Origin of the sequence: Fischerella sp. PCC 9605, assembly GCF_000517105.1 — a bacterium.
Lineage (GTDB): Bacteria > Cyanobacteriota > Cyanobacteriia > Cyanobacteriales > Nostocaceae > PCC9605.
This window is the reverse complement of sequence record NZ_KI912154.1, coordinates 77323-98712: the sequence shown is the minus strand read 5'-3', so window position 1 is coordinate 98712 and position 21390 is coordinate 77323. Positions and strand designations below refer to the sequence as shown.

At 40.9% G+C, this 21390-nt stretch carries 10 protein-coding genes; 5 read left to right on the top strand and 5 right to left on the bottom strand.

Annotated features, from left to right (window positions below):
* Positions 1-96 precede the first annotated feature (96 nt).
* A complete protein-coding gene (locus FIS9605_RS0134480; protein WP_051470300.1) occupies positions 97-996 on the top strand; it encodes a branched-chain amino acid ABC transporter permease in 900 nt (299 codons plus the stop codon).
* A gap of 125 nt (positions 997-1121) precedes the next feature.
* Here the strand turns inward: FIS9605_RS0134480 and FIS9605_RS0134475 are convergent, their stop codons facing one another.
* Both FIS9605_RS0134475 and lipA read right to left on the bottom strand, forming a co-directional pair.
* The gene (locus tag FIS9605_RS0134475; protein WP_026736536.1) at positions 1122-1268 is read right to left on the bottom strand and encodes a photosystem I protein PsaX; all 147 of its coding nucleotides are present in this window, start codon (positions 1266-1268) and stop codon (positions 1122-1124) included.
* 244 nt (positions 1269-1512) lie between these two features.
* Positions 1513-2403: a lipoyl synthase gene (gene lipA, locus FIS9605_RS0134470; protein WP_026736535.1), complete on the bottom strand. Its 891-nt coding sequence runs from the start codon at positions 2401-2403 to the stop codon at positions 1513-1515.
* 319 nt (positions 2404-2722) lie between these two features.
* Here lipA and FIS9605_RS0134465 point away from each other — a divergent pair, with 319 nt between their 5' ends.
* Together FIS9605_RS0134465 and FIS9605_RS0134460 are read left to right on the top strand one after the other, a co-directional pair.
* Positions 2723-3289, top strand: coding sequence for a response regulator (locus FIS9605_RS0134465; RefSeq protein WP_026736534.1), 567 nt, complete (start codon positions 2723-2725; stop codon positions 3287-3289).
* Positions 3290-3558: 269 nt separating this feature from the next.
* Positions 3559-9282 (top strand): ATP-binding sensor histidine kinase, encoded by a 5724-nt coding sequence (locus tag FIS9605_RS0134460; RefSeq protein WP_026736533.1) that lies wholly within the window; start codon positions 3559-3561, stop codon positions 9280-9282.
* 8 nt (positions 9283-9290) lie between these two features.
* Here FIS9605_RS0134460 and FIS9605_RS0134455 read toward each other — a convergent pair whose 3' ends face one another.
* The 3 genes from FIS9605_RS0134455 to FIS9605_RS0134445 all read right to left on the bottom strand — a co-directional run bounded on the left by FIS9605_RS0134455 (position 9291) and on the right by FIS9605_RS0134445 (position 14095).
* Positions 9291-10682, bottom strand: coding sequence for a cytochrome P450 (locus FIS9605_RS0134455; protein ID WP_026736532.1), 1392 nt, complete (start codon positions 10680-10682; stop codon positions 9291-9293).
* Between the two features lie 103 nt (positions 10683-10785).
* Positions 10786-11754 carry a terpene synthase family protein gene (locus tag FIS9605_RS0134450; protein WP_026736531.1) on the bottom strand — a complete coding sequence of 323 codons (969 nt, stop codon included), beginning with the start codon at positions 11752-11754 and terminating at the stop codon, positions 10786-10788.
* Positions 11755-13606: 1852 nt separating this feature from the next.
* Entirely contained in the window at positions 13607-14095 is a 489-nt protein-coding gene (locus FIS9605_RS0134445; protein WP_026736530.1) for a molybdenum cofactor biosynthesis protein MoaE, read from the bottom strand.
* A gap of 647 nt (positions 14096-14742) precedes the next feature.
* Here FIS9605_RS0134445 and FIS9605_RS39530 point away from each other — a divergent pair.
* Both FIS9605_RS39530 and FIS9605_RS0134435 read left to right on the top strand, forming a co-directional pair.
* Positions 14743-17925, top strand: a complete 3183-nt coding sequence (locus FIS9605_RS39530; protein ID WP_082209952.1) for a hybrid sensor histidine kinase/response regulator — start codon at positions 14743-14745, stop codon at positions 17923-17925.
* Positions 17926-18036: 111 nt separating this feature from the next.
* Positions 18037-21369: a PAS domain-containing protein gene (locus FIS9605_RS0134435; RefSeq protein WP_026736529.1), complete on the top strand. Its 3333-nt coding sequence runs from the start codon at positions 18037-18039 to the stop codon at positions 21367-21369.
* Positions 21370-21390: the final 21 nt, after the last annotated feature.

The window sequence follows — 21390 nt, the reverse complement described above, 5'->3', positions numbered from 1 at the left end:
AAAACTGGAAGTGTCGAGTTTGACTGCATTACCCAGAATTATTGTAGAAACTCTGAAAGCTTTATGCTGTAAGTTGCTTACGACTAAATTAAGACTATGGATGCACAATTGGCTCAATTTTTTGCCGCTTGGATTGCACAACTTCCTCAATTAACTATCAACGGCATTGCAGTGGGAAGTATTATTGCCTTAGGCGCGGTTGGACTTACCCTAACTTATGGGATTTTACGGTTGTCTAATTTTGCCCACGGTGACTTTCTCACTTTAGGAGCTTATCTGACGCTGTTCGTAAATACCTTTGGGGTTAATATTTGGCTGTCGATGGTACTGGCAGCATTAGGAACAGTAGGGGCAATGCTGTTGTCGGAAAAATTGCTGTGGTCAAGAATGCGTTCTATCCGCGCTACTTCTACAACCTTTATTATTATCTCCATTGGTCTAGCACTATTCCTTCGCAATGGCATTATTTTCATCTGGGGTGGTGGCAACCAAAAATACAATGTGCCTGTCTCTCCAGCTTTGGACATAGGAGGAATAAAGGTTCCTCAAGTCAAGCTTTTGGTATTTGTTTTAGCTGTATTGGCAATTTTAGTACTGCACTACCTCCTCCAAAATACAAAAATCGGCAAAGCGATGCGAGCCGTCGCCGATGATATTGATTTGGCAAGAGTATCTGGTATCAACGTTGACTATGTTGTAGTGTGGACTTGGGTGATTGCTGGCAGTTTGACTTCCCTTGGTGGAAGTATGCTGGGGCTAAGTGAAGCGGTGCGTCCAAACATGGGATGGTTTCTAATTTTACCCTTATTTGCTTCAGTAATTTTGGGTGGAATTGGCAATCCTTATGGTGCGATCGCCGCAGCTTTTATCATCGGTATTGTCCAAGAAGTCAGCACGCCTTGGCTTGGTTCTCAGTACAAACAAGGTGTAGCTTTGCTAATCATGATTTTAGTGCTGCTCATTCGTCCCAAAGGTTTATTTAGAGGCACGATCTGAGCAACACTAGAATCAAGAGGGAAAAGGTTAAAGGTCAAAGGTTAAAGGGAAAGTCGTAAAAACAATACCCTTAACCTTTTACCTTGTCCCTTTTCCCAGTTTATGCAAGAAGTTTAACCACTTAACTATTCAATGATGTGGAAATAATAGGCAGCCACAAGGAAATTGACAGCTAAGAGTAGCAGCGCCCAGCCCGTCCGAAATGGATAGGGAGGTTTAGCTGTGGTTGATTTAGCTACGGGTTTATCTGCTGTAGTATCTGCTTGAGCCATCTTGATGAACTCCTAACTTAAGGACATCTTCAGAAATACCAAACAGATGTCCCCATTCGCCACATTCGTTAAAAATATTTTCGTGATTTTGGGTAGTCCTACCTAAAGAAGGAGTGGGAGAGTGGGGGAGGGGGGAATTGGGAATTGGGCATTGGGCATTGAGAATTGGTGAAAATTATGAATGATGAATGCTGAAAATTTCATAATTCATAATTCATAATTCATAATTCATAATTCATAATTTTTATGCCCCCTCCTCTTGCTCTCCAGCATGGTAGGAACTGCGAACTAGAGGGCCGGAACGGACGTGGCTAAAGCCCATTTTTCGCGCGATCGCACCCAACTGATCAAATTCTTCTGGAGTCCAGTATTTTTGTACTGGTAAATGTTCTAAAGAAGGACGCATATACTGGCCAATGGTTAGGCGATCGCATCCTGCATTGCGTAGATCCGTCATTGTTTCAATTACTTCTTCAACAGTTTCTCCGAGTCCTAACATCAAACCAGACTTAGTGGGAATAGTAGGATCGATTTCTTTAACGATTTGCAGAACCAAAAGTGAGCGATCGTACCTTGCTCCTCGACGTACTGGCCCGGTTAATCGTCGTACTGTCTCAATATTGTGGTTGTAACAAGCTGGCTTTGCCTTGGCGATCGCCGCTATGCGTTGCCGTTCCCCATAAAAATCAGGAGTCAGTACTTCTATTTGAGTTTCTGAGTTCAACTGACGGATCGCCTCTATCGTCTTAACAAACCAACTAGCACCCTGATCTGCTAGGTCATCACGTGCTACAGAAGTCAGCACTACATAACGGAGTCCTAAAAGTTGTACCGCCTCTGCCACCTTTTGCGGTTCTTCAGGGTCTAAAGGCATTGGTGCATGACCTTTATCTACCTGACAAAAAGCACAAGACCGAGTGCAAGTTGGACCCATCAGTAAAAAAGTCGCTGTTTTTTGGGCATAGCACTCCCCTCGGTTAGGACAACGTCCTTCTTCGCAGATAGTGTGAATTTGGCGCTGCTTGATAATACGTTGTACCGTCGAGAGTTCACTAGCTTTGCCAATTGGGCGACGCAACCACGCTGGCATAGCTGCAATTTCAGACTTGAGTTGGTTTGCTTTGGAGGAGGTCATGGACATCTAAGCTGGGGGCAAAAGTAAAGGGCAAAGGAAAAGCCTACGGCTGAGGGAAAGGTTAAAGGGTAAAGGGAAAAGGAATTTTTTACTCCTTCCCCTTTTCTCGACTTCTGCAAGAAGTCTACTTTTATCACCATGACACAAATTGCAACCAACATCAGCCGAAGTTAGGTAAAACACTTATATGAGTAATAAGTTCTCCTAGAAAATACTATTCCCCAAACAAGATAAATATTGGATATAGTGGGAGAATTCAAAAGCCGAAAAGCGGTAAAACCGCCATTAAAACCTAAAGTTTCTGTTAGAGCAAGCAGTCGTGGTAAGTAACAAAGTTCTAGTTATCGATGACACTACAGTTGTCCGGGTAAAAGTACGAGAAATGTTGCCTCCGGGTAACTTCGATGTAATGGAAGCAAAAGACGGTGTAGAAGGACTGAATTTAATCCGTCAGGAGAAATTTAGCCTGATCATGCTGGATTTCCTGTTACCAAAAATTAGCGGTTGGGAAGTTTTCCAGCAAATTCAATCTCAACCCGACCTAAAGAAGATACCTCTAGTGATCATGTCTGGTCGTAAAGAAGAGGTGACGGAAAAAATCTCAGAACCCTTTGAAAATTTTGAATTTCTTGGTAAACCTTTTGACCAAAAGCAACTAATTGGCGCAATTAAGTCAGCAATGACAAAAGCTAAACAACCGCGCCAAGAATCTGTTCCGGTAGCGACACCTAATGGTGTGACACCAAGTGCTGATGTCGGAATAGCTTCTTCTGGTGATGAAATTCAGGCACTGAATGAAAAAATTGCCAAAATGCAGGCGGAAATAGATGGCTTGAAGAAACAGCTAGCCCAGGTTGTAACCTTTATTAAACAGAAAATCAAGTAGCATTAACTAAAACTTTTATCAAACTTGACGGGAAGTGCAAAACTTCCTATTTTGAAGCATCTCAAGATTTTGAGATGCTTCAAACTTATTTAAGCTTTTCCCATGTTCTGTAGAGGTTTACTATTTCCATAATTTCACATAGCTGATATATGAGTTCATGTATATGTTGCACAAAATACACATAATTTGACGGATAGCAATGATAGCGGCGCTTATTCAATGGGAATACTAAATCACAGATATCAAGCTATAAGACTCGGCAAACAATAATGTTAGTGTCATTGGATAAAATTATTCCCTTTCCTGGTTATTCCATTACTGAGCAAATCTACTCGGGTAGCAGAACTATTGTTTATCGCGGCATCAGAGAAAAAGACCAAAAACCCGTCATCATCAAACTGATGCGGAATGAATATCCCAGTTTTAATGAAGTTGCCCAGTTCCGCAATCAGTATAATATCACCAAAAACCTTGACCTTTCTGGCATCGTCAAAACCTATAGCTTAGAAAATTACCGCAACGGTTACGCCATAGTTATGGAGGACTTTGGCGGCATTTCCCTTCAGCAGTGGATGGAGATAAATCTAGAGAATTTACATGGCATTTCTGTAAATAATTTTCTTAACATAGGCATTCAAATTGCCTCCATCCTTGACGAACTGCATCGCCAGCGTGTCATTCACAAAGACATTAAACCTGCCAACATTCTGATCAATTCCACTACAAAAGAGGTCAGAATTATCGACTTCAGTATTGCCTCTCTCCTGCCAAGAGAAATTCAAAGCCTCACCAATCCCAATGTTTTAGAAGGTACGTTAGCTTACATTTCCCCAGAGCAAACTGGACGAATGAACCGAGGTATTGACTACCGTACCGATTTTTATTCCCTCGGTGTTACCTTCTTTGAACTTCTCACAGGACAGTTACCCTTCACCACGACTGACTCAATGGAGTTAGTTTATTGTCACATTGCTAAGGAAGCACCAAAAGCCAGCTGTATTAAGTCTGACATTCCCCCAATTTTGTCTGACATTATCAGCAAACTAATGGCAAAAAATGCTGAAGATCGCTATCAAAGTGCCTTGGGTTTAAAGCATGACCTAGAACTGTGCAAACGACAGTGGCAAGAGACTGGAAAAATAACATTCTTCGAGTTAGCAACTAGGGATATCCCAGACCGTTTTCTCATTCCCGAAAAACTATATGGTCGTCAACGGGAAGTAGAAACCCTTCTCGCTGCTTTTGAGAGTGTTGCCAATCCTCCTCAATCTCCCCTTAACAAGGTAAGTCAGCGTGTTGCAGAGGTTTCTCCCGTTTTAGCAAATGGTATGGGTTACAGGGGGGCCAAAATGGTATTAGTCATAGGTGATCCTGGTGTGGGGAAAACAGCTGTTGTCAACGAAGTCCACAAACCCATCGTCCGTCAGCGCAGCTACTTCATCAAAGGAAAATTTGACCAGTTCCAACGTGACATCCCTTTTTTAGCATGGATAGAAGCTTTTCGGGATTTAATTAGACAACTGCTCTCTGAGTCTGATGCTCAAATTCAAATATGGAAAGCTAAAATTTTGACGGTCTTAGGCGATCAAGCTCAAGTCATCATCAATGTAATTCCTCAACTAGAACAAATTATTGGCAAGCAACCCCCAGTTACTGAACTCTCGGGCAATGCTGCCGAAAATCGTTTCAATTTGTTGTTCCAGAGATTTATCCAAGTCTTTACCAGTAAAGAGCATCCCTTAGTAATCTTTTTAGATGACTTGCAATGGGCCGATGCAGCTTCTTTGAAATTCATCCAATTACTATTGAGTTCTACTCCGTCTCCTTTGTTCTACCCCACCACATCTTTCCTTGAGGAAGATTTAGGGGAATCTGAGACAGAGGAAATAGGCGGAACTCAAGGAAGTCTCCTGCTGATTGGTGCGTATCGGGATAACGAAGTCTCCAAAACTCATCCACTTTATTTAGCACTAAATGAAATCGAAAAAAATGGAAACACTATTCATACTATTACTCTCAAAGCGTTAAATCAGAGTGATGTAAACCGTTTGATTGCTGATGCTCTCCATTGCTCTGAAGCAATAGCTGTTCCTCTGACCCAAATGGTATTTGCTAAAACTAAAGGTAATCCCTTCTTTACCAATCAATTTCTCAAGTCTTTGCATGCCGATGAACTAATTAAATTCCAGTTTGACCTTGGGCGTTGGCAGTATAACCTGTCAGAAATAATGTCATTGTCTCTTACAGACGATGTTGTAGAATTTATGTCACTTCAAATAGAGAAGCTGCCCAGACATACCCAGGAAATTCTCAAATTGGCAGCTTGTATCGGCAATCAATTTGACTTAAAAACTCTTTCTATCGTATCTGAAAAAAATGCAATAGACACGGCATCCGATTTATGGGTAGCTTTACATGAAGGGTTAATTTTACCTCAAAGTGAAGACTATAAATTATTTGCAGATAATAGTAATGAAATATTGTCAGTGGGTGAGAGGGAAAAATCTACCCAATTACCCAAATACAAATTTGTACATGACCGAGTACAGCAAGCTGCTTATTCTTTAATACCTGAAGAAACAAAAAAAGCAATTCATCTAAAAATTGGTCAATTGTTGTTGAATAAAATTCCAGATGTAGAGCGCGAAGAAAACATTTTTGCTCTGGTTAATCAATTCAATACAGCAGTAGAATTAATCACTGTACAAACTGAACGCGATCAACTGGCTACTATGAACTTAATTGCCGGATGTAAAGCCTTGGCATCAACAGCTTATGCAGTAGCAATTAAGTATTTAATAACTGGCATTGAACTATTAGCAGCTGATAGCTGGGAGAAAAAATACGAGCTAACTCTATCTTTATATGAAACAACAGCAGAGGCAGCATTCTTGGCTGGCAATTTTGAACAGACTGAGCAGTTTATCCAGGTAGTTTTGGCACGAGCGAAAACACTGCTGGAGAAAGTGAAAGTTTATGAAGTCAAAATTAAAGCTTATGGAGCGCAAAACCAAGCATTAGAAGCTGTAAATACCGCGCTAGCAGTTCTAATGTTGCTGGAGGTAGAGTTTCCTGAAAATCCCAGCGAATCTGATATGCAATTAGCGATAGCAGAAATAACATCAAATTTGGCAGGGAAGCGCATCGAAGACTTAATTGATCTGCCGGACATGACAGAACCTCATGCTCTCGCAGCGATGAGTATCCTATCATGTACATTGGGCTTTATTTATCAAGCTTTTCCCACTCTTTATCCACTGTGTGTATCTAAACAAATTAGTTTATCTTTCAAATACGGTAATTCTTTCTGGTCTACCTATGCATACACTAACTATGGGGTAATTCTTTGCGGCATATTAGGAGACATTGAGTGTGGCTATCAATTTGGCAAACTAGCTTTGAGTCTTCTGGCTAAGTTCAATACTCCAGCAGTAAAAACAAAGACAATTTTGACCTGTAATACAGGTATTGTGCATTGGAAGGAGCATGTTAGGGAAATATTGCAACCTTTGTTGGAAGCTTACTCAGTTGGATTAGAAACGGGAGATTTAGAATATGCTGCTTATTCTCTTTATGGATATGCTTACTGTTCATATTTCATCGGGAGAGAACTAGCAGAACTAAAACAAGAAATGGCCGATTACAGTAATGCTATTCGTCAATTAAATCAATTAACAGTATTGAACTGGCATGGAATATATTGGCAAACTGTCTCAAACTTGCTAACAACCGTTGAAAATCCTTGTTGTTTAATCGGTGATTTTTACGATGAGGAAAAAATGTTGCGAGTGCATCAGCAAGTTAATGATTTAGGAGGATTGTTTCATTTATATTGCAGCAAACTACATTTGTCTTATCTATTTCAGGATTTCTCTCAAGCAGTTGAAAATGCCACACTGGCAGAAAAATATTTAGCGGGTGGTACAGGACAAATAGTTGCTGCTCTGTTCCATTTTTATGATTCACTAGCACGCTTAGCAATGTATGCTGAAGCAACCCAACCAGACCAACAGTGCATTCTTAATAGAGTACAAGTCAATCAGAACAAAATGCAGAAATGGGCGCATCATGCTCCCATGAATTATTTACACAAATATTATTTAGTAGAGGCAGAACGGCATCGAGTTCAGGGTGAATATCTCGAAGCCATTGACTGTTACGATCGCGCCATTGCCCTTGCCAAAGAACACGAGTACATCAATGAAGAAGCTCTCGCTAACGAACTTGCAGCTAGGTTCTATCTAGAATGGGGCAAACAGAAGATTGCCCAAACTTACCTCACTTATGCTTATTATTGCTATGTTCGCTGGGGAGCTAAAGCCAAAGTTGACGATTTGGCCAAACGCTATCCCCAATTACTTGCTCCCATTCTCCAGCACGAAAAACCAAGCCTTTATTCTAGCAATAAAAGCACCACTGCTCATACCACATCCCTAACTACTCCAACAAGCAGCCATCATACTGTCATAGGCTCTCACACAAGCATTTCTGACTCTTTGGATTTAGCAGCTGTGATTAAAGCTTCTCAAGCACTCTCTGGGGAAATTGAACTGGAGCAGTTGCTTTCTACTTTAATGAAAGTTGTCATGGAAAACGCAGGAGCCTCTAAATGTGCTTTAGTGTTGAACACAGGTGATAATTTGGACTTAACGGTTGCCTGCATCAGTTCCAGTTTTACTTCTGCACCTACCTACACAGAATTTCCATCCACTTCCCTTGAATTCAGCGATGACCTTCCTATTACTTTAATTAACTACGTCAAACGCACACGAGAAATTTGTGTCATCGATGATGCCAAGACGGAAGAGTCGGTAGCAAGCGATCGCTATATCACCCGTCAGCGACCCAAGAGCCTATTATGTACTCCGATTACCAATCAAGGCAAATTCCTCGGTATTCTTTATCTAGAAAATAATCTAACAACAGGAGCATTTACACGCGATCGCCTAGAACTTCTGAAAGTCATTACCACCCAAGCAGCAATCTCCCTAGAGAATGCGATTCTCTACAAGGATTTGGCACAAGCAAAAGAACACTTGGAAGAATACAGCCATACCTTAGAAGAGAAAGTTGAACAGAGAACACAGGAACTCAATGAAAAAAATCAGCGCTTGAAACAAGCCATACTTGATTTGCAAAGCACCCAAACCCAATTGATCCAAAGTGAAAAAATGTCTAGCTTGGGGCAAATGGTAGCGGGAATTGCCCATGAAATCAACAATCCCATCAACTTTATTCATGGCAATATTGCTCATGCTAGGGAATATGTCCAAGACTTGCTGGATTTAATTGCTATTTATCAACAGGATTACCCCAATCCTTCTCCCACAATTGCTGAAAAATCGGAGGAAATTGACCTAAATTTCCTACTACAAGACCTACCAAAGCTTTTGGATTCAATGAAGATCGGAACATCGCGCATCCGTAATATTGTTCTAGGCTTACGCAACTTTTCCCGCTTGGATGAAGCGGAAATGAAACCTGTAGATATTCATGAAGGCATCGATAACACCTTGATGATTTTGCAACACAGACTGAAAGCAAAGAGCGATCGCTCCGAGATAGAAGTCATCAAAGAATATGGGCAACTGCCGGAAGTAACTTGTTACGCCGGTCAGTTAAATCAGGTGTTTATGAATATTCTTTCTAATGCGATCGATGCATTGGATGAGGGTAATAAGGAACGGATAATGGGTAATGAGGAAATTCTCAATTCTCAATTCTCAGCCCCTATAATTCGCATTTCTACTGAGATCGCAGACAAGCATAGCGTGAGAATTCGCATTGCTGATAATGGCCTTGGTATAAATCCTGAGATACAACAGAAAATCTTTGACCCATTTTTTACCACTAAGCCAATCGGAAGTGGTACAGGGTTGGGATTGTCAATTAGCTATCAAATAGTTGTAGACAAACACAAGGGTCAGTTAATTTGTGATTCTACACTTGCAGAAGGAACTGAGTTTGTGATTGAAATTCCAATGCAACAGTGAAGGATATATTATAGGGCAGGTGTAGCTACCATAGACAGTTGAGACTCTCGACTTGCACGCTGTCCTGTAATTACCATCTGAACCTCTCTGGCAGGTGCAAGCCCAACACCTCGACGCTGAAGTTTCTCTGGTTGAGGATCTGCCAGTGCCAGTTGATAGCCTGACAGGATTGTTGCCAATACTAGCTTCATTTCAAACATAGCCAAAGCTTGTCCAATACAGCCACGAGCACCACCACCAAAGGGAAAAAATTCATAGGTCGAAAATTGGCGTTCGAGAAAACGCTCTGGCTGAAACTGCTTTGGCTGTGGATATAAATCTGCACGATGATGTGTAAGATAAATGCTGCAAAACAATACTGTACCAGGCTCTAAGTAATGTCCTAGTAGTTCTACGGGTTCTTGCACTACCCTTGGAAGCGTGAAAAACGCTATCGGGTGAATCCGCAAACTTTCATTACAGACAGCTGTGACATAAGGCAGGCGGAAAATGTTTATGGGATCAAGGGAATCACTAAAACGATCAAGTTCTGCCAGTAATTTTTCACGCACTTGTGGCATGTAGTGAGTCCAATACAAAGCCCAAGCCATTGCTGTTGCTGTAGTTTCATGTCCGGCAATCATCAGAGTCATCAACTCATCACGCAACTCTTGATCTGTCAACTTTTTACCCTCTTCGTCCCGAACTGACATCAACAAAGAGAGAATATCGACGCTATTTGAATCGGGTTGCTGCCGTCGTTCAGCAATTTCAGCGTACAGCAGTTTATCAATTTGCTGCCGTTGGCGCAGAAATTTTCCCCAGGGAGTCCAAGTTCCTAAATCTTTTTGCAAGAAGGGAAAAATCAGAAAGCTAGAGGTAAGTGGTGAGTCAAAGGCATCCATCATTAACCCTATGAGATGCTTGATTTGTTGACAGCGTTCCCCTTCATACAAGCCAAAGACAGCCTGTAAAATGACTTGCAGAGAAATCTCCCGCGTGATAGTCCAAGCAGAGAAAGGTTTACCCTGTGGTAACTGAGCCAAGGCTTTTTCAGCAATATTACAGATTAACTGACCATAGGCTCGCATTCGCTCTCCATGAAAAGGGGGCATCAAAAGCTGTCGTCGCTGTTTGTGGCGATCGCTCTCCAGCATGAGAACTGAATAATCCCCTAATAATGGTTGCAAAGTTCTATTCAACTCACCGATTGCTGCAAATTTCTGTCTATCGTTGGTTAAAATTTCCTGAATTGCCTGAGGATGGCTCACGAAGACTATAGTATCCCCAAAACCAACAACACTAGCAGTGAAAATGTCGGGATATTGCTGAGCCGCTTTTTCCATATATCCCACAGGATCAACAATCCACTGGAGTTTTTGAAGAAAAGATGGAGTTTTGAGAGGATTAGGTAATGACATCTGATTTTTCCTCGCCAAATCGTGCTAGTATCCCACCCTTGCTTTTGGAACAACTTTTATTAGCATGGAGTGGGATTGGATGATTAGAAACTTGCGGTTAGCCTTATAGTTTGAGCAACTCTAGTTTTTCTACATTCTGATAACGACCAGAGCGAAAAGACCAATCAAGGTTGCCACTTATCCATGAATGCAACCCTGATATATATTTGTTCAGTTCAACATCTATTTCTTTTCCAAAAGATGGAAGAGAAGATTCTAAATTTATCATTGCTTGTACCTCTTGATTGTGCATTTCAACAGCACGCTTCATCGCTTCCTCCAGAGAAAGTTCCTGTTGATAATGCAGTACTAATACTAAATTGTGAACATCACCACTTGCCATTTCCCTGGATGCTGAAAAGATATCATTACACCAGCAAACAATTTTATTCGTCATGTTTGTGAGCGTTCTCACAATATCGTTTGCTCTGACAAAATCGGGAATGATTAAATGATTGCAAAATTCAATGAATTCCATGCTAGATTCCATTGCACCACTTAACATATGTATCTTTGTATAAATGTCTACGTTGGGCACAATTCCTTGTGCGCGGTTTGTTGCCTCCAAGATACATCCATCAAAATAGTTCTCAACAGCGTTAACGAAGTAATCAAACCATTTTTTAGTTCCTTTTTGAAGTATTCGCTGTCGTATGTTACCTAAAGCATAACTAATGGGTATATCATTGCTGGTAAGCTCTGCACCTTTTAAGATTGCTAGAAATCTATTGTGAAAAAACTCAACTAATTCAGGTTTTTTCCCTAAATCTGACATGTCGCATTGGTCATCCCAAATAAATAGCCAAGTCACCCAATCATTTACAACTGTTAACTCTTCAAATTCGCATTCAGGAAATGCACCTGCTGATAGTAAAAAAAACTTTGATTTGCGGAAACGATGATAACTGGATTCATCTGCCAAGAGCTTGAAACGCAAGACCCATTCAAGAGCATTATCTTCTAGAACATCAACATACTTGTTAATTTGAGACGGAAATGGGCAGTATAATTCTGAGAAAATTGATGCGTTCATAATTACTCCGTAAATCAAGGTTACACGGCAAAATTAAATCCCGTGATTAAGTAATATCTGCCTAAATAAAAGGAAATACTGGTAGCTACAAATAGCCAAAAATTAATTGCTAATACCATTTACTTGATTAGCAATTACTTACAGCAAAACTTTTGATATTTAAGCAAAATGATGTTAGTTTTCATGAGAGATTAAATCATTTGTCATGAGTATTACAAAAGACAAATGATAAACTCTACTAAATCTGTAAGAAGCAGAATTTTAGACTTCTACAGACATCTACACCCGATATTTTGAAATCAAGCCATTACTTCCTAACAGTATGGATCTACACTTTATCTATTCTGTTGGCACAAAAAGAAGATAAAGCTGAGAATAATAACCAAGCTCTTTCTGGAGTCTATGCTTGAATTTTGCAGCGACTTTAAGAACGAGAAGTTACCGAAAAAAGGATGGATTGATTAGCATCCAATTATCGCAAAAGTTAGATTTTGAACAAAAATACTTATCAAACCGACACGCTAATATTTAAACAGTGTTCATCTCAAATCCTGTTGTATTTGATCGCACTGCCTGTATTGTTCAACTATAATTTTTTTGTTCACAAACCATTGATAAGAATAATGTTTAATTTTTTCTTAAAAATCTATCCGTAATTATCTAGATTTATCAACCTTGATTGAAATAAAAAAATACATTGTATTTTTTGACACAAAGTATTTTTACTCTTCCGGTTCTGATTAGGGCTTTCATGGAAAGTCTAAATTCATTAAATTTTACATACTGTTAGAAACTTGATACATTTAGATATAGAAATTGATTTAGCTTAGTTTATCATCAATAAATTTTCTATAAACAAATATTATGCAAACAAAGTCATAAAAATAACTTTTTATATAAGTATAATTCCTATATTGTTGTGTTTACCTGACATTTGTCAAAAATTGCTACGCCTGTAGGAAAAATGTCGTTTACAAAATATCTCCTGATTTGCAGATGAATACATGGGCATCAACCTAAAGTAGTAAATCAATCCATCAAGCAAATATCTATCTAAAGGCAGCTTGACAAAAAGATTTGTGCTGAAAGTTTGTCTGCAATATTTTTCGCAGTCTATCTTCACAAAACAGGAGCAGGATTGAATGCAGGTTTGTATGAATGCAGACATCTGAGCAATCTCAATTTTACGTAGATAAACTACAGGCTGTGGTGAGTCGCTGGTGGCTATTTAGCGGTTGTGGTAATGGATAATCAATTGGTACATCAATACTTTTCGGATTAGCACCTTCGATCTGGAGTTATAGCTGGGATGCATGTTAAAGGGTAAACATCCATCCCTTTCCCTTTTCCCTTTCCTCCTTAACCGAAAGGTATTGATTGGTACATACCTTTATGGGTAATAAAGGTGTGGCTTTCGCTTTCTAAAACAGGCTAATGTTAAATATATTTGTGTTAACGAATACAAAATTCTTAAGCAATATCCCTTTTCATGTGGAAAGGGATATTGATTTTATACCTAGCAACAATAGCAATCCTATTTGAGGTGTGAGAATTGAAAGCTTCAGAACCCCAATTTCTTTAAGAAATCGAGGTTCTAGTTTTTCACGAATGATTAAGCGATCGCACAAAATCGAGTATATCTACTTGATTAGAAACTCATCAACAAGTAAAATGATTCACATCTTGCACGCTTATGCAATAGCCCGGAGGTAGAACCTCCCAACCTTCGTTACCACGTTGAACCTGATAACAAGAACTAGGGTTGTGCTCATTTGCGTCGCTGGCGATCGCGGCGTCTGATTAGTAACTATCGTATCGGTAGGTGATCGCATAGTAATAACCATGTTTCGCCTTAGCAGTTTTGTTCGCAAGCTCCGATACTGACCCAACTACTAGATAGCTTACCATCTTGCCCGCTGTACCACTCCTTTTTCCAAATCGGGGCATTGTGTTTAAGAGTATCGATCGCATAACGACAAGCTTCAAATGCTTCGGAACGATGGGGACAGCCCACCGCAACTAAAACACTAATTTCGCCAATTTGTAAACGCCCAATGCGATGGTGAATCACAATGCGATTCACACCTGTCCATTTTTGTCGAATATCGGCAGCAATTTGATAGAATAACCGCAGCACCATCGGCTCATAAGCTTGATACTCTAGTGCAACCACAGGTTTTCCATCAGTTTGATTGCGAACCATTCCGCTCATCATCACTACAGCCCCGTTTGCTGGCTCGCTAGCTAGTTGATAGATTTCTTCAACAGACAATGGCGCAAAGGTAATGGCAAAGCTATCTTCAGTTCTAGGCTTGATGGGGAAAGCAAATTTAGTTGTCATAACAAAGAAGAGGAGCCTCTGAGTTGTGGAGCCAGTGCGCCTTTGGAGGTTTCTGTAGACGCGCAACGAGCAGCGCGTTGGGAACCCCAAAGCCACCCTTGTGGCGAGTGGCGCGGTAGAAGGTAAGAATGTTGGGTGAAAAGGTGGGAATTTTGGGTTAAAAGGATTGTTTTTCCTTCACCTCTTGCGAAAGTATATTTTACTAGAGATTTATTGATACAACCTTATTTTGTCCACAATCTCTATTTAACAGCTTTTTGCTATTTTTAGATAAACATCATCTATAAAAAAAATGCCAATCAATACGCAAATTCTAGTTTTTTTATGTAATCCTACTTAATTTAACCAATGACTTAGTCATCATCCTTAAGGCATATTACTATAGTTGAAGTGACAAAGTTATCTAGCTACTCTTTTAAATGATTTTGATAGTGACTTGAATCAACCACCTAGCGCAGTAACTACCTAGTAAATAGCAGGCCAATTCCTGATTAAGATGAGCAATAGGCATATGTATTGGCACTTGCAAGGAGACTCATAACTGATATTCCTTATTCCTTCCTTATCACTTACCGTCATGCTTCAGCATTTTCCAAAATAGCGAGTTAGACGAAGGAAGCCTTAATTCAGCAGTAGTGGAAAATCTCATGAAAACTTTAGTGCCTAATAATGATGGAGTGAAGAGGCTAGAAGCTCTTCACCAATATCAGATTCTAGACACTTTACCAGAACAAGCATTCGACGATTTAGTATATCTAGCTGCTCAGATTTGCCACACACCGATCGCTCTTATTAGTCTGATTGATGCCGATCGCCAATGGTTCAAAGCCAAAGTGGGAATAGATGTACAGGAAATGCCGATAGATATCGGGTTCGCTCCCATTTGTATGAATCTGGGTGATGTTTTGACTATTCCTGATACCTTAGCTGATGAACGGTTTGCGAATAATTCTGTAGTTACATCTTATCCTTATGTCAGATTTTATGCTGGCATACCTTTGTTTGCACCAGAGGGGGTGGCGATCGGCGCACTGTGTATTGCAGATCGCGTTCCCCGAGAAATTACCCCCGAACAAATAGAGGCATTGCAAGCAATTAGTCGATTAGTAGTCAGGCAGTTAGAATTGCGACGAAGTCTTACCGAACTGGCTAGTATTAAGACGGAATACAAACAGTCACAAACAGCACTGCATCAAAGTGAATCTACTCTCCGCAGCTTCTTTGAGAGTACGCCAATGATGATGGGAGTAGTAAAACTTGTCAATGATGATATCCTGCATATTTCTGATAATGCCACGACAGCAAAATTTTTTGGATTAACTCCACAAGCAATGCAAAATCGTCTTGCTAGCGAGTTAGGCATTCCCCAAGAGTATGTGCATCAGTTGATAAATCACTACCGTGAAGCTGAACGTACTAAATTACCTGTTACTTTTGAATATATCCACGAGACTCCTCAAGGGAAAAAATATCTTAGAGGTACAGTTTCATCAATTGCTGCCACGTGTTGCGATCGCGCTCCCCAATTTGCTTATGCAATAGAGGATATTACCGAGAGCAAGCGTATAGAGGAAGAACGCCTGCAACTGCTTTCAAGAGAACAAGCAGCAAGAAACAGAATTACAAATATTTTTGAAAGTATTACTGATGGTTTTCTGGCTTTAGATGGTGAGTGGCGCTTCACTTATATTAATAAGCAAGCCGAGTTATTCTTGCAGAGAAAAAGAGAAGAACTGCTTGGTAAAAATGTCTGGGAGGAGTTTCCTGAAGCAAAGGCTTCTAAGTTTTACCGAGAGTATCACAAAGCAGTATCAGCACAAATTAGCGTTGAGTTTGAAGAGTTCTATCCACCACTAAATGCATGGTTTGAAGCACACGCCTATCCTTCCAAAGAAGGCTTATCTGTTTATTTAAAAGATATTACAGAACGCAGGCAAGCTGAGGATAGTTTACGGTGGAAAGAAGTACTTTTGCGTTCAATGACTAAAGTTTCACCATTAGCTTTTTATGTAGTAGAAAATCAAACTCAAGAAATTTTATATTTCAACGATATATTTTGTGAAATCTGCGGCATCCAGCACTTGAAAGAGCGGATGGAACGCGGCGAATTGAAGCATCAGGATGTTATGCACGAATGCTCAAAATTCGTAGAGATTTCGCTGTTTGCTTATTCTCATCCTGGAACAGATCAGCAGTGTGTTTGTGAGGATGAAGTTTTCTTAGAAAATGGTCGTGTGATCCGCTGTTTTTCTACACTCATTTATAATGATGATAACCAGCATTTCGGACGATTGTATATTTTTGAAGATATCACCGCCAGCAAAAAAGCAGAACAGCAAATTCGCGAACAAGCTGCATTACTAGATATTGCCTCAGATGCAATTATAGTGAAAGATTTATCGAACCAGATTTTATTGTGGAATAACAGTGCTGAGAAACTTTACGGTTGGCGCTCAGAAGAAGCTATAGGCAGTTATGCCAATGAACTTTTACATAACGAACCTTTATCTACACTGCGAGAAATTCATAATACAGTTTTAGAGTGTGGTTCTTGGCAAGGTGAATTACAAAAAAACAGTAAATCTGGCAATAAAATTATTGTTGAAAGTCGCTGGACACTAGTGCGTGATGAATATGGGCAACCAAAATCAATTCTGGTTGTTGACACCGATATTACGCAGAAAAAACAATTAGAAAAGCAATTTTTACGCGCTCAACGCATGGAGAGCATTGGTACTCTTGCCAGTGGAATCGCTCATGATTTAAATAATGTGTTGTCGCCAATTTTGATGTCAGTACAACTGCTCAAATTCAAATGCCAGGATCGGCGCGATCGCCAAATACTAACTATAGTAGAAAACAATGCCAAACGTGGTGCAAATTTGGTCAAGCAAGTACTAGCTTTTGCACGCGGAATCGAGGGCGATCGCACAGTGCTGCAAGTCAAACATTTGATTTCAGAAATGAAGCAGATTGTTGAACAAACATTTCCGAAATCAATCAAAATCAACACAGAAATTCAATCAGACTTGTGGCAAGTTCGTGGCGATAGCACTCAACTACATCAAGTATTAATGAATTTGTGCCTTAATGCTCGTGATGCCATGCCTGGGGGCGGAAACTTGTCAATTGCGGCTAAAAATATTTTTATTGATGAAAACTATGCCAGAATGCATCTAGATGCCAAAGTCGGTTCTTACATAGTCCTGAGTGTTGCTGATACAGGATTTGGCATCCCGAATGAACTGTTAGATCGAATTTTTGAACCATTTTTCACCACAAAAGAATTTGGTCAAGGTACGGGATTGGGACTGTCAACAGTCATGGGTATTATTAAAGGTCATAATGGTTTTATCACTGTGTCCAGTAACCTTGGTCGAGGCACAAAATTTAAAGTATACTTGCCAGCAATCCAGACACATATAACTCAACCACCAGAAGATCTGGAAATGCCACGAGGACAAGGACAATGGATTTTAATTGTGGATGACGAAGCCGCTATCAGAGAGATTACTACAACGTCTTTAGAAAATCATAATTATAAAGTGCTGACTGCGAGTGATGGTATTGAAGCAGTTGCACTTTATGCACAGCACAAAGACAAAATTAGTGCCGCAATTATAGATATAATGATGCCGAATATGGATGGCAAAACCACAATTAACACATTGCAAAAAATGAATCCCCTCTTGCATATTATTGCTGTGAGTGGATTGACAACAAGTGAACAAATATTACTCAATAACAGTAATAAGTACATAGCCTTTTTACCCAAGCCATACACTGCACAGGAGTTATTAAAAACACTGCATGTGGTTATTAGTCAATAGTCATTGGTCATTGATCGTTAGTCATTAGCTTTTGACAAATGACTAATGACTAATGACAAATAATAATTAAATTTTTTGTCAAAATGATTAATAACTCTTGACTCTTGACTAATGACTAATTTGATTCTGGTTGTTGATGATGATTATATGCTGCGGATGCAGCTGCGCGAACTGTTGGAAACAGCAGGGTATAGAGTAGCAGAGGCAAGTAACGGTGCAGAGGCGCTGGCAGTCTATACTCAACTGCAACCAGATATGGTGCTGTTAGATGCCCTCATGCCAGAAATGGATGGGTTTAGCTGCTGTGCACAATTACAAACACTCCCTGGTGGCGATCGCACTCCCATATTAATGATTACAGCTCTTTACGACCAAGCATCCTTGGAACGAGCTTTTGCAGTGGGTGCAGCAGATTTCATTACCAAACCAATTAAATGGCCGATACTGCGTCAGCGAGTGCAGAGGCTTTTAGCAGCGAGTCAGGCCATGCAGGCATTGCGACAGCAGACAGAACAGGCGCAAATGCGGGAAATGCAACTGCGGATGGCATTAGAAGCTGCCCGTATGGGAACCTGGGATCGGGATTTCTTAACTAATAAAATTATTTGGTCAGATAACCTCAAAACCCTCCTTGGTTTAGAAGAGGATACTTTTGAAAGTTCCTACGAAACTTTTATTAACTGCGTCCATCCCCAAGATCGTGATTTCATCAATCAATCACTCAAACAAGCTATTGAAGAAGGGGCAGAATACGATATCGAATTTCGTGTGGTTTTGCCGAATGGTGCAATTCGCTGGATAGCAGCTAAAGGCGTTGTCTTGCGCGATCCCGCTGGGGTAGCAGTGCGGATGCTGGGAGTAGATATAGACATCACCAAGCGCAAGCAAGCGGAAAAAGCTTTAGAAATTCATGCCAACCAGCAGGCGCTGGTAGCAGAACTCAGTCAAACAGCACTTGCTGGTACAGACTTAACCTCGCTGATGCAGCAAACAGTTACTTTGGTTGCCCAATGTCTGGAAGTAGAGTATTGCAAAGCCTGGGAAATGTTGCCAGATGAAACTACGTTATTGCTGCGGGCAGCAGTAGGTTGGCCGCAAGGGCTTGTGGGAGAAACCACTATCAGCGCCGGCACAAATTCCCAAGCTGGTTACACACTGCTTGTCAAAGAACCAGTGATTGTCACCGATCTCAGCACAGAAACTCGCTTCCAGCAATCATCACTACTGCTAGAGAATCCAATCGTTAGCAGTCTCAGCGTTGTTATTCATGGCAAAGAGCGTCCTTTTGGTGTTTTAGGGGTACACACAACCACACAGCGGACTTTTAGCAGGGATGATATTTACTTCTTGCAAGCAACTGCTAACGTTTTGGCTACGGCGATCGAACGCCAACGAGTGGAAGACGCACTCAAAGAAAGTGAACAACGCTGGCAGCTAGCTGTGCGGGGTACTAATGATGGTATTTGGGACTGGAATGTCAAAACTAATGAAGTCTTCTTTTCAACACGTTGGAAAGAAATGCTTGGTTATGAAGAAGACGAAATTTCTAACCATTTAGATGAATGGATAAGTCGCGTCCATCCCGATGATATTGACTGGGTGATGCAGGCTGTTACCGATCATTTTGCCAAAAAAACCCCATTTTACACAACCGAATACCGCGTCCGGTGTAAAGACGGCACGTACAAATGGATTTTGAATCGCGCGCAGGCGTTGTGGGATGAAAACGATCGCGTCGTCGTGCGGATGGCAGGTTCCCATACAGACATTACCGAACGCAAACTAGCAGAGGAAAAATTGCGTCAGAGTGAGGAACGCTTTCAAATCCTGGCTCGTGCTACCACAGATGCTGTTTGGGACTGGGATTTGCTGACCGACCAGGTGTGGTGGAATGAGAATGTGCAAATACTTTTTGGTTACTCGCCAGAGCAAATTATTACCAATAATCATTGGTGGTGTGAACATATACACCCAGATGAAAGAGAGAGAATCGTTGCTGAAATTCACGCTGTGATTGATAGCGGTCAACAATTCTGGTCAAATGAGTATCGTTTTTGTCGTGCTGATGGTTCTTATGCCTATATCTTCGATCGCGGTTATGTCGTTCACGACAGTACAGGCAAACCTGTACGGATGATTGGCGCGATGATGGATATTAGCGATCGCAAACGGGTGCAAGAAGAGTTACAGCGCCAAAACATGCGATCGCGCTTGTTTGCTGATGTCACCCTGAAAATTCGCCAGTCTTTACAAATCGATGACATTCTCGAAACTAGCGTCAAGGAGGTGCAAAACCTACTACACGCCGACCGAGTATTAATTTTTCGGCTGTTGTCTGATGGTTCTGGAACTGTGGTTAAAGAAGCAGTGGTTCCTGGTTGGCCAGTAATTCTAGGGCGGAATATTATTGACTATTGCTTTAGTGAAAATTACATCGAAAGATACCGTCGTGGGCGCGTTAGTGCCATCGATGACGTTAGCCAAGCTGAGATCCAACCTTGTCATGTGGAATTTTTGCAACAATTTGCCGTCAAAGCTAACCTAGTTGTCCCGATTATCCAGCAAAATCAACTGTGGGGACTGTTGATTGCCCATCAGTGTGCCCATCCCCGCCACTGGGATAGCTGGGAAACCGAACTGTTGCGACAATTGGCAGATCAAATCAGCATTGCCCTCGCCCAAGCGAAACTCTTAGAACAAGAGACTCGCCAACGGCAAGAACTCAGCCGTTCCAACGAAGAACTGCAAGAATTTGCTTTTGTTGCCTCTCACGATCTGCAAGAACCACTGCGGAAAATTAAAACATTTGGCGATCGCCTTAAGGCCAGCTGTGGAGACACCTTGAGTGAACAAGGACGCGACTACCTAGACAGAATGCAAAATGCTGCTCGCCGGATGCAAACTTTGATTGAAGATTTGCTAAGTTTATCGCGAGTCACTACCAGGGCGCAGCCTTTTGTCGCGGTGAATCTCTTTCAGGTAACACAAGAAGTACTATCTGATTTAGAAATCAGCATTCATCAAACTCAAGCAACCATAGAAGTAGGCGAGTTGCCCATCATAAAAGCCGATCCCCTCCAGATGCGGCAATTGTTGCAAAATCTCATCGGTAATGCCCTGAAATTCCAGCGTCCGGAAGTACCACCCGTTGTCAAAATTTATAGTAAGATTTTATCGAATTCATCAGATCCAGTAGCCGTTAGTACTGAGCAATGTCAAATCATTGTGGAAGATAATGGTATTGGATTTGACGAAAAGTATTTGGATCGCATTTTTAATGTTTTTCAGCGTCTGCACGGTCGCAGTGAATATGAGGGTACTGGTATAGGTTTAGCGATTTGCCGGAAAATTGTTGAACGTCATCAGGGGAGCATCACCGCTAGTAGTAAACCAGGCGAAGGGGCGAAATTTATCGTTTCGTTACCACTTAACCTCGATTCTTGATCTTCTTCACAATTAAAGGTT

What these genes read in the sequence shown, in the direction of transcription:
- FIS9605_RS0134480 (WP_051470300.1), top strand. Translation starts at nt 97, where the DNA reads ATGGATGCACAATTGGCTCAATTTTTTGCCGCTTGGATTGCACAACTT.
- FIS9605_RS0134475 (WP_026736536.1), bottom strand. Translation starts at nt 1,268, where the DNA reads ATGGCTCAAGCAGATACTACAGCAGATAAACCCGTAGCTAAATCAACC.
- lipA (WP_026736535.1), bottom strand. Translation starts at nt 2,403, where the DNA reads ATGACCTCCTCCAAAGCAAACCAACTCAAGTCTGAAATTGCAGCTATG.
- FIS9605_RS0134460 (WP_026736533.1), top strand. Translation starts at nt 3,559, where the DNA reads ATGTTAGTGTCATTGGATAAAATTATTCCCTTTCCTGGTTATTCCATT.
- FIS9605_RS0134455 (WP_026736532.1), bottom strand. Translation starts at nt 10,682, where the DNA reads ATGTCATTACCTAATCCTCTCAAAACTCCATCTTTTCTTCAAAAACTC.
- FIS9605_RS0134450 (WP_026736531.1), bottom strand. Translation starts at nt 11,754, where the DNA reads ATGAACGCATCAATTTTCTCAGAATTATACTGCCCATTTCCGTCTCAA.
- FIS9605_RS0134445 (WP_026736530.1), bottom strand. Translation starts at nt 14,095, where the DNA reads ATGACAACTAAATTTGCTTTCCCCATCAAGCCTAGAACTGAAGATAGC.
- FIS9605_RS39530 (WP_082209952.1), top strand. Translation starts at nt 14,743, where the DNA reads ATGAAAACTTTAGTGCCTAATAATGATGGAGTGAAGAGGCTAGAAGCT.
- FIS9605_RS0134435 (WP_026736529.1), top strand. Translation starts at nt 18,037, where the DNA reads ATGACTAATTTGATTCTGGTTGTTGATGATGATTATATGCTGCGGATG.